The organism is Corynebacterium sp. HMSC071F07 (genome assembly GCF_001810285.1).
Classification (GTDB): domain Bacteria; phylum Actinomycetota; class Actinomycetes; order Mycobacteriales; family Mycobacteriaceae; genus Corynebacterium; species Corynebacterium simulans.
Genome location: NZ_KV800720.1, coordinates 1 through 6,167, shown reverse-complemented (window position 1 = coordinate 6,167; position 6,167 = coordinate 1). Strand labels below are relative to the sequence as shown.

Genomic DNA, 6,167 nt, shown 5'->3' with positions numbered 1-6,167 from the left:
CGCGGTCAACGCAGCGAGGGCGGAAAGTGCGCGCAGGCCACGTGCGGGGCGTTCAGGTGGGGCGAAGGCTTTGTGCGCGGCGTCGACAAGAATGGCGAGCGCAACGAGGATACTCACGATGCCGGATAGCCACGTGGGCAGCAGGGCAGAAGTGCCCAGGACTACCGGGAAGATGAAAGACAACGCCACGAAGATGAACGCCACGGTGTGAAGTATGGCGCTACGGCCCTGGTAGGAAGAAAACATTTAGGCCTCTTTCTTCTGAACATCTGCTTGCATGGCAAGCACTTCTGCGCGGTGCGGTGGCTGTGCGCCCTTGCGAGAGACGGTAATCGCAGCGGCTGCCGCGGCGAATTCCAAAATCTTTTTCCAGTCGTATTCGCTCAAGTGAGTGAGCTCTTCGGCCGTGAGGTTGCGGCGGGCGATCTCTGTGAGCAGCGCGCCCATGATGGTATCGCCCGCGCCGATGGTGTCGGCGACGTCGACCTTGGCGGAAGGCACATCGAACCGGGTCGTGCCAGCGCGCAACGTGAGGCCCTCGCTGCTGCGGGTAACCACCACGACGGGAACCTGCTTGAGGGCCTGCTTGCCCAGGAATTCCACTTCTTCCTCAGAAAGCTTCAGCACGGTGACGTGGGCAAGTAGCTCGTTGAGGAAGGCCTTGTGCTCATCGTTGGTATAGAACGGGCGGATATTCGGATCGAGCGCCACGATGCTGCCCTTAGCTGCGAATTGCTTGAGCAGTTCGCCATAGCGCGAAGCACCTGGCTCCAACGCGAGGGAAACAGTGCCGAAGCAGGCAATCTCGGCGTCGGAAAGCGTGGGCTCAACCAACCTATCTGCCGTGCCCTCCGTGTAGAAGGTATAGGACGCCGAACCATCATCACCGATGCTGGTCACGGCCAAAGTGGTGGGCTCTGGACCGCGCTGGACCATAGACGTGTCCACGCCTTCCTGCTCCAGCCTTTCCACCAGCGCGTTACCGAAACCGTCGGTGGAAAGGCGCGACTGGAAGCTGACCTCGCCGCCCAGACGCGCCGCCGCGATGGCCACATTGAAAGGCCCGCCGCCCAAAGCCGGCGTGAGGTCTTGCAAGCTACCTGGGCTGACGGGGACAAGGTCGACGAGTCCTTCGCCACACACATGGATTCTCATGGATTCCATAGTATCGGTGCTATGAACTACCGTCCGAACTTCCACATCGCGCCCCCGTATGGCCGTCTCAACGATCCAAATGGTGTCTTTCTAGATGGCGACACCATGCACGTCTATTACCAACACGACCCCTGCTTCCCGCACGCGCCGAAGCGAACGGGGTGGGCGCATGCCTCGGCGAAGTACTCAGTGGCAGGCCCCTGGCGGCATCATCCGGACGTGCTTTCGCCTGACCTGCCCTATGACAAGGACGGCTGTTACTCCGGCGGTGCCGTGGTCGATGGCACCGACGTGTGGCTGTTTTATACGGGCAACCTCAAGGTGGATGGCAAGCGCATTCCTTCCCAGAACCGCGTGCGCGTTCTCGATCCTTCTGGCCCTGAGGGTGGCATTTATTACCGCGACGCCGCGAACCCGCTGATTCCCGATAGTGAGGAAGGCTTTACCGGGCACTTCCGCGATCCGCAGATTTCCCGGGATGAGCAAGGCTGGCGCATGGTCATCGGTGCGCAACGTGAGGACGAGAACGCTGCGGTGGTGCTCTACCGCTCGCAGGACCTTAAGAACTGGGACTTTGAGGGAGCACTGGATTTCGCGCTTGACGACGCCGCGCCGGGGCTTAGCCCCGAACTCCTACCGGGCGGATATATGTGGGAGTGCCCAAACCTTGTGACCTTGACTGATAAGGCAACCGGTGAGTCTAAGGACGTCCTGGTCTTTTGCCCGCAGGGGCTTGAACCCGTCAAAGTGGATGGGCAAACGCACTACGCTTCTTCCGACCAGTGCGGCTACCTGGTGGGCAAGCTGGACGGCACCACCTTCCACGTCGAGCGTGGTTTCAGCGAGCTGGACTATGGACACGAGTTCTATGCCCCGCAGCTGGTTGGCATGAGCGATGGCCAAGCGCTGCTGCTCGGCTGGATGGGCCTTCCTGCTCAAGATGACAAGCCCACCGTGGAGGAGGGCTGGGTGCACACCCTGACCTTGCCGCGCCGGGTATGGCTGGAAGACGGCGTGCTTTATCAATGGCCGGTGTGGGAGACGATTCCCGATGCTGCTGGTAGGGAGGGCTTCGGCAGCACGGTGAGTCTGAGCTCTTCGCGTGGCGGCAGCTATAGCCTGGTTGATGTTGAAGGTAGGGAACACCTGCGCTTTAGCGCAGGCGAAGGGCTGCTGCGCGTGAGTGTGGGCGATGACGAGCGCGTGATTGCCTGCCCAGAGGGCGAGGTCATGGCCATTGCCGATGGCTGCGCCGTGGAAATTTTTGCTGGCGGTGGGCGAATCGCGGCGTCGGCAAGCGTATTTGGCGAAGGCGAAGCGCGATGGAGCGGCTGGGTTAAGAACTAAGTGACCGTTCAAACAGTAAAACTTGGTGAATTTTCCCTCAAATATGTCCGAGCTCTTGGCTTTTTGTCTGGAAGCTGTATCTAATGGTTCTAGGTTGATTAGCTCGTGAAAAGGAAAGGGAGCTTTGCCTATGGACCACAAGGAAGTTGCTGCACGGACCCTGCGTGCACTTGGCGGCGAAGAAAACATCATCGGCTTGGCGCACTGCGCAACGCGCCTGCGCATGGTGCTGAAGGATACGAAGAAGGTCGATACCAAGGCCTTAGAGGCTGACCCTGACCTCAAGGGAATCTTTGAAGCCGGTGGAATGTTCCAGGTCATCGTTGGTCCAGGTGACGTCAACGTTGTTTATAGGGAATTGAACGGCATGATCCACAAGGACGTTGCCGTTTCCACCGAAGAGCTCAAAGACATTGCCGCTAATTCCGGCAACTGGTTCTCCCGCGCCGTCAAGGTGCTCGCGGATATCTTCGTGCCGCTCATCCCGATTCTGGTCGGCGGCGGTTTGCTCATGGCACTGAACAACGTCTTGTCGGCTGAAGGGCTGTTCGGTGAGAAAGCGGCCATTGAAATGGTGCCGGCACTCAAAGATGTCGCTGGACTTATCAACCTGCTGGCTTCTGCCCCCTTTGCCTTCCTGCCCATTTTGGTGGGCTTTACTGCCACCAAGCGCTTTGGCGGCAATGAGTTTTTGGGCGCGGGTATGGCCATGGCAATGGTTATGCCGGACCTAGTCAACGGCTACAACGTGGCTGAGACCATCGAGGCCGGCGACATGGAGTATTGGAACATCTTTGGCCTCGATGTCGCACAGGCCGGTTACCAGGGTTCCATCCTGCCGATTCTGGTTATTGCGTGGATCCTGGCCACGATTGAGAAGTTCCTCCACCGCCACCTAAAGGGCACGGTGGACTTCATGCTCACGCCGTTGATTACCCTGCTGGTCACCGGCTTTATCACTTTCGCTGCCATTGGCCCGTTCCTGCGCACTGCCGGTGAGTGGTTGGGCGTTGGCTTGGCCAATTTGTATGACTTTGCAGGCCCTGTCGGCGGCTTCCTTTTTGGCTTGGTTTACTCGCCAATCGTCATCACCGGCCTGCACCAATCCTTCCCACCAATCGAATACATGCTGTGGGATCAAGGCGGATCTTTCATCTTCGCCACGGCAGCGATGGCGAATATTGCCCAAGGTGGCGCAGCCCTCGCGGTCTACTTCCTGGCGCGTAGCGAAAAGCTCAAGGGCTTGGCTGGTGCTTCCGGTACCTCGGCACTATTCGGTATCACTGAGCCTGCCATCTTCGGTGTGAATCTGCGCTTGCGCTGGCCTTTCTACATCGGCATGGCTGCCTCTGCAGTGGCCTCGACTCTCATTGCCATCTTCGACGTGAAGGCAACGGCACTCGGCGCGGCCGGCATCATCGGTTTCGTTTCGATGCGCCCGGAGGATTACAGTCAGTTCTTTATCTGTGCTGCAATCGCACTCGCGGGTTCCTTCATCGGCGCCTACCTGTATGGCCGCTACCTAGCCCGCAAGAACGGCTCCATTGATCCGGATGAGGTGAATCCTCCGGCGGCCGAGGCTCAAGCCGCCGCTGCCACCCCAGCTGCGGTAGCAGCCGAGGATGCCTGCACTATCTTCTCCCCATTGGAGGGCACCGCCGTGCCACTGTCTCAGGTCAGCGATCCTATGTTTGCCGGCGGCAAGCTAGGCCAGGGCGTGGCTATCGAGCCGACCGTGGGCAAACTGGTTGCGCCTGCCGACGGCAAAATCACCGTTACCTTCCCTTCCCACCATGCCTACGCCATTCGCACCAAGGACCCAGTGGTGGGCAATATCGATATCCTCATGCATATTGGCTTCGATACGGTAAACCTTAAAGGCAAGCACTTCACCTCCCACGTCACCAAGGGCGATGAGGTCGGGCGGGGCGATGTCCTCGCCGAATTTGATATCGACGCCATCAAGGCCGCCGGCCTTCCCGTAACTACCCCGGTGGTCGTCTCGAATTCGAAGAAGACCGGCCCTGTTCTTCCTACCGCGGCTTTCCGCCCGGGTGAACTCACTGGCTTCGGTACCGATATCTTTACTGTGGATCCCAAGCCCGTTCCAGCATCCGCACCAACCACTGGCCATGCAGCTACTCCTGCATCCACTGACGAGCCTGCAGGCACAACCCGTTAGCTTGAAAGAACAAAGGCCGAACTGAGGAAAACTCCTTCCCAGTTCGGCCTTTAACGGTTTAGCAATAGCGGCGCTCTCTGGGGCGAAGGCTCACCTTGAGTCCAAGCAAACTGTGACGCACCAGGGTGCCTATAGCAAAAAGCTGCGCCAGCCGGACCGAAGCCCGACCGGCGCAGCCAGTCTCAATTCAGTTTCCTACTTGGTAGGAAGGCTCTTGCTTAAGCGAAGAACTTGCGGCGTGCAGCGAAAGCGCCTGCGGCAACCATCGCAGCTACAGCCAGTGCGGCCAAAGCCTGTGCAACGGAGTTGGAGCCGGTCTCAGCGGACATACCACGTGCGGCTGCCGGGGCAGCGTTGCCCTCAGCGAGCTTACCGCCCTGGGCGATAACCGCATCCTTGTTAGCGTTCAGCATCTGCTCGGAAGCAGCCTTTTCCTCGGCGGTCGGTTCCTGGTTCTTGCGTGCCTCGTCCTTGACGTAGGTCTTGCCGTCCTGGGACAGGTACCAGGTGATACCACCAATCACCAGGGCTGCCGGAAGAGCCAACCATGCGAGCTTCTTCTTGTCGAATTCAGGCTTCGCAGCTTCAGAAGGGAATGCCTTTGCGTAAGCGTCACGCATCTCGGCGGTAACTTCCACGTTGACCAGGGCTGGATCGTTGACGTAAACGTTCGGGTCCTTCATGCTCTGGTACCAAGTGTTGCCCTCAGCGTCCATCTTGGTGGCAGGAGCAGGAATTGCGGAGGTGTCCTGCTGCTCCTTCACGAACTTTTCTGCCTGCTCAGGAGTCAAGCGAACAGGATCGCCTGCGACCGGCTTGGACAGCCAAGAACCGTCTTCCTGCTTGAAGTACTCGACACCATCGACGGTAATCGGATCAGCAGCGACGTCGTGGCGTTCGACTTCACCGGCGCTTTCTTCGTTGGTGTTCGGCTCTTCAGTGCTTTCCTCGCCCTCTTCATTGGACGGATTGTAGTTCTCAGCACCTGGTACATAGTTATCAGTACGAGTTGTGAGAGTAGATCCATCACCGTGCTCAGTGAACTGATTCGATTCGTTGTTGTCCTGAGCCTGAGCAACAGCTGCGCCACCAAAGGCGAGTGCGCCGGTCAGTACAGCAGCGGTCAGGGTCTGTGGCAAACGCTTCATGTGTTTCTCCTTCGGGGAATATGGGAAAGCGTAAAAATGTCTTTCGCGACGCAAATAACAGTAGTCACATAATTCGCAGTTGTCACGCGAAAATCAGAAGTTGACTGTAAATTTCATGCGTTACAGCTGTGAAAAAGGGGGCTATTAGAATGTCTGTGCGACCTGAGTTGCGCTGAGGGGTGTTAAATTGAGACTTATATATGCAGAGCCTGACGATAATTTTGGAGATCGCGTGTGTGTCGGTGTGTTCGAAATATAGGGCTAAGGGGTACGCGGGTGTACTGGCGAAAATAAATGTGGAGGTAGGGGGGTGTTCCTATATAGGTTGTCAACTC

The 6,167-nt window shown here is 58.1% G+C and carries 4 protein-coding genes and 1 pseudogene; 2 read left to right on the top strand and 3 right to left on the bottom strand.

The window, feature by feature from the left end; translation table 11 throughout:
- Together HMPREF2724_RS11295 and HMPREF2724_RS11290 are read right to left on the bottom strand one after the other, a co-directional pair.
- A pseudogene (locus tag HMPREF2724_RS11295) lies at positions 1–246 on the bottom strand (multidrug transporter); the annotation flags it as partial.
- Positions 247–1,155 (bottom strand): carbohydrate kinase family protein, encoded by a 909-nt coding sequence (locus tag HMPREF2724_RS11290; RefSeq protein WP_061920520.1) that lies wholly within the window; start codon positions 1,153–1,155, stop codon positions 247–249.
- A gap of 21 nt (positions 1,156–1,176) precedes the next feature.
- Between HMPREF2724_RS11290 and HMPREF2724_RS11285 the strand changes: the two genes are divergently transcribed.
- Both HMPREF2724_RS11285 and HMPREF2724_RS11280 read left to right on the top strand, forming a co-directional pair.
- The gene (locus HMPREF2724_RS11285; protein WP_061920522.1) at positions 1,177–2,502 is read left to right on the top strand and encodes a glycoside hydrolase family 32 protein; all 1,326 of its coding nucleotides are present in this window, start codon (positions 1,177–1,179) and stop codon (positions 2,500–2,502) included.
- Positions 2,503–2,632: 130 nt separating this feature from the next.
- Positions 2,633–4,684 carry a sucrose-specific PTS transporter subunit IIBC gene (locus HMPREF2724_RS11280; protein WP_070432548.1) on the top strand — a complete coding sequence of 684 codons (2,052 nt, stop codon included), beginning with the start codon at positions 2,633–2,635 and terminating at the stop codon, positions 4,682–4,684.
- 218 nt (positions 4,685–4,902) lie between these two features.
- Here the strand turns inward: HMPREF2724_RS11280 and HMPREF2724_RS11275 are convergent, their stop codons facing one another.
- The gene (locus HMPREF2724_RS11275; RefSeq protein WP_070588623.1) at positions 4,903–5,832 is read right to left on the bottom strand and encodes a hypothetical protein; all 930 of its coding nucleotides are present in this window, start codon (positions 5,830–5,832) and stop codon (positions 4,903–4,905) included.
- Positions 5,833–6,167 lie beyond the last annotated feature (335 nt).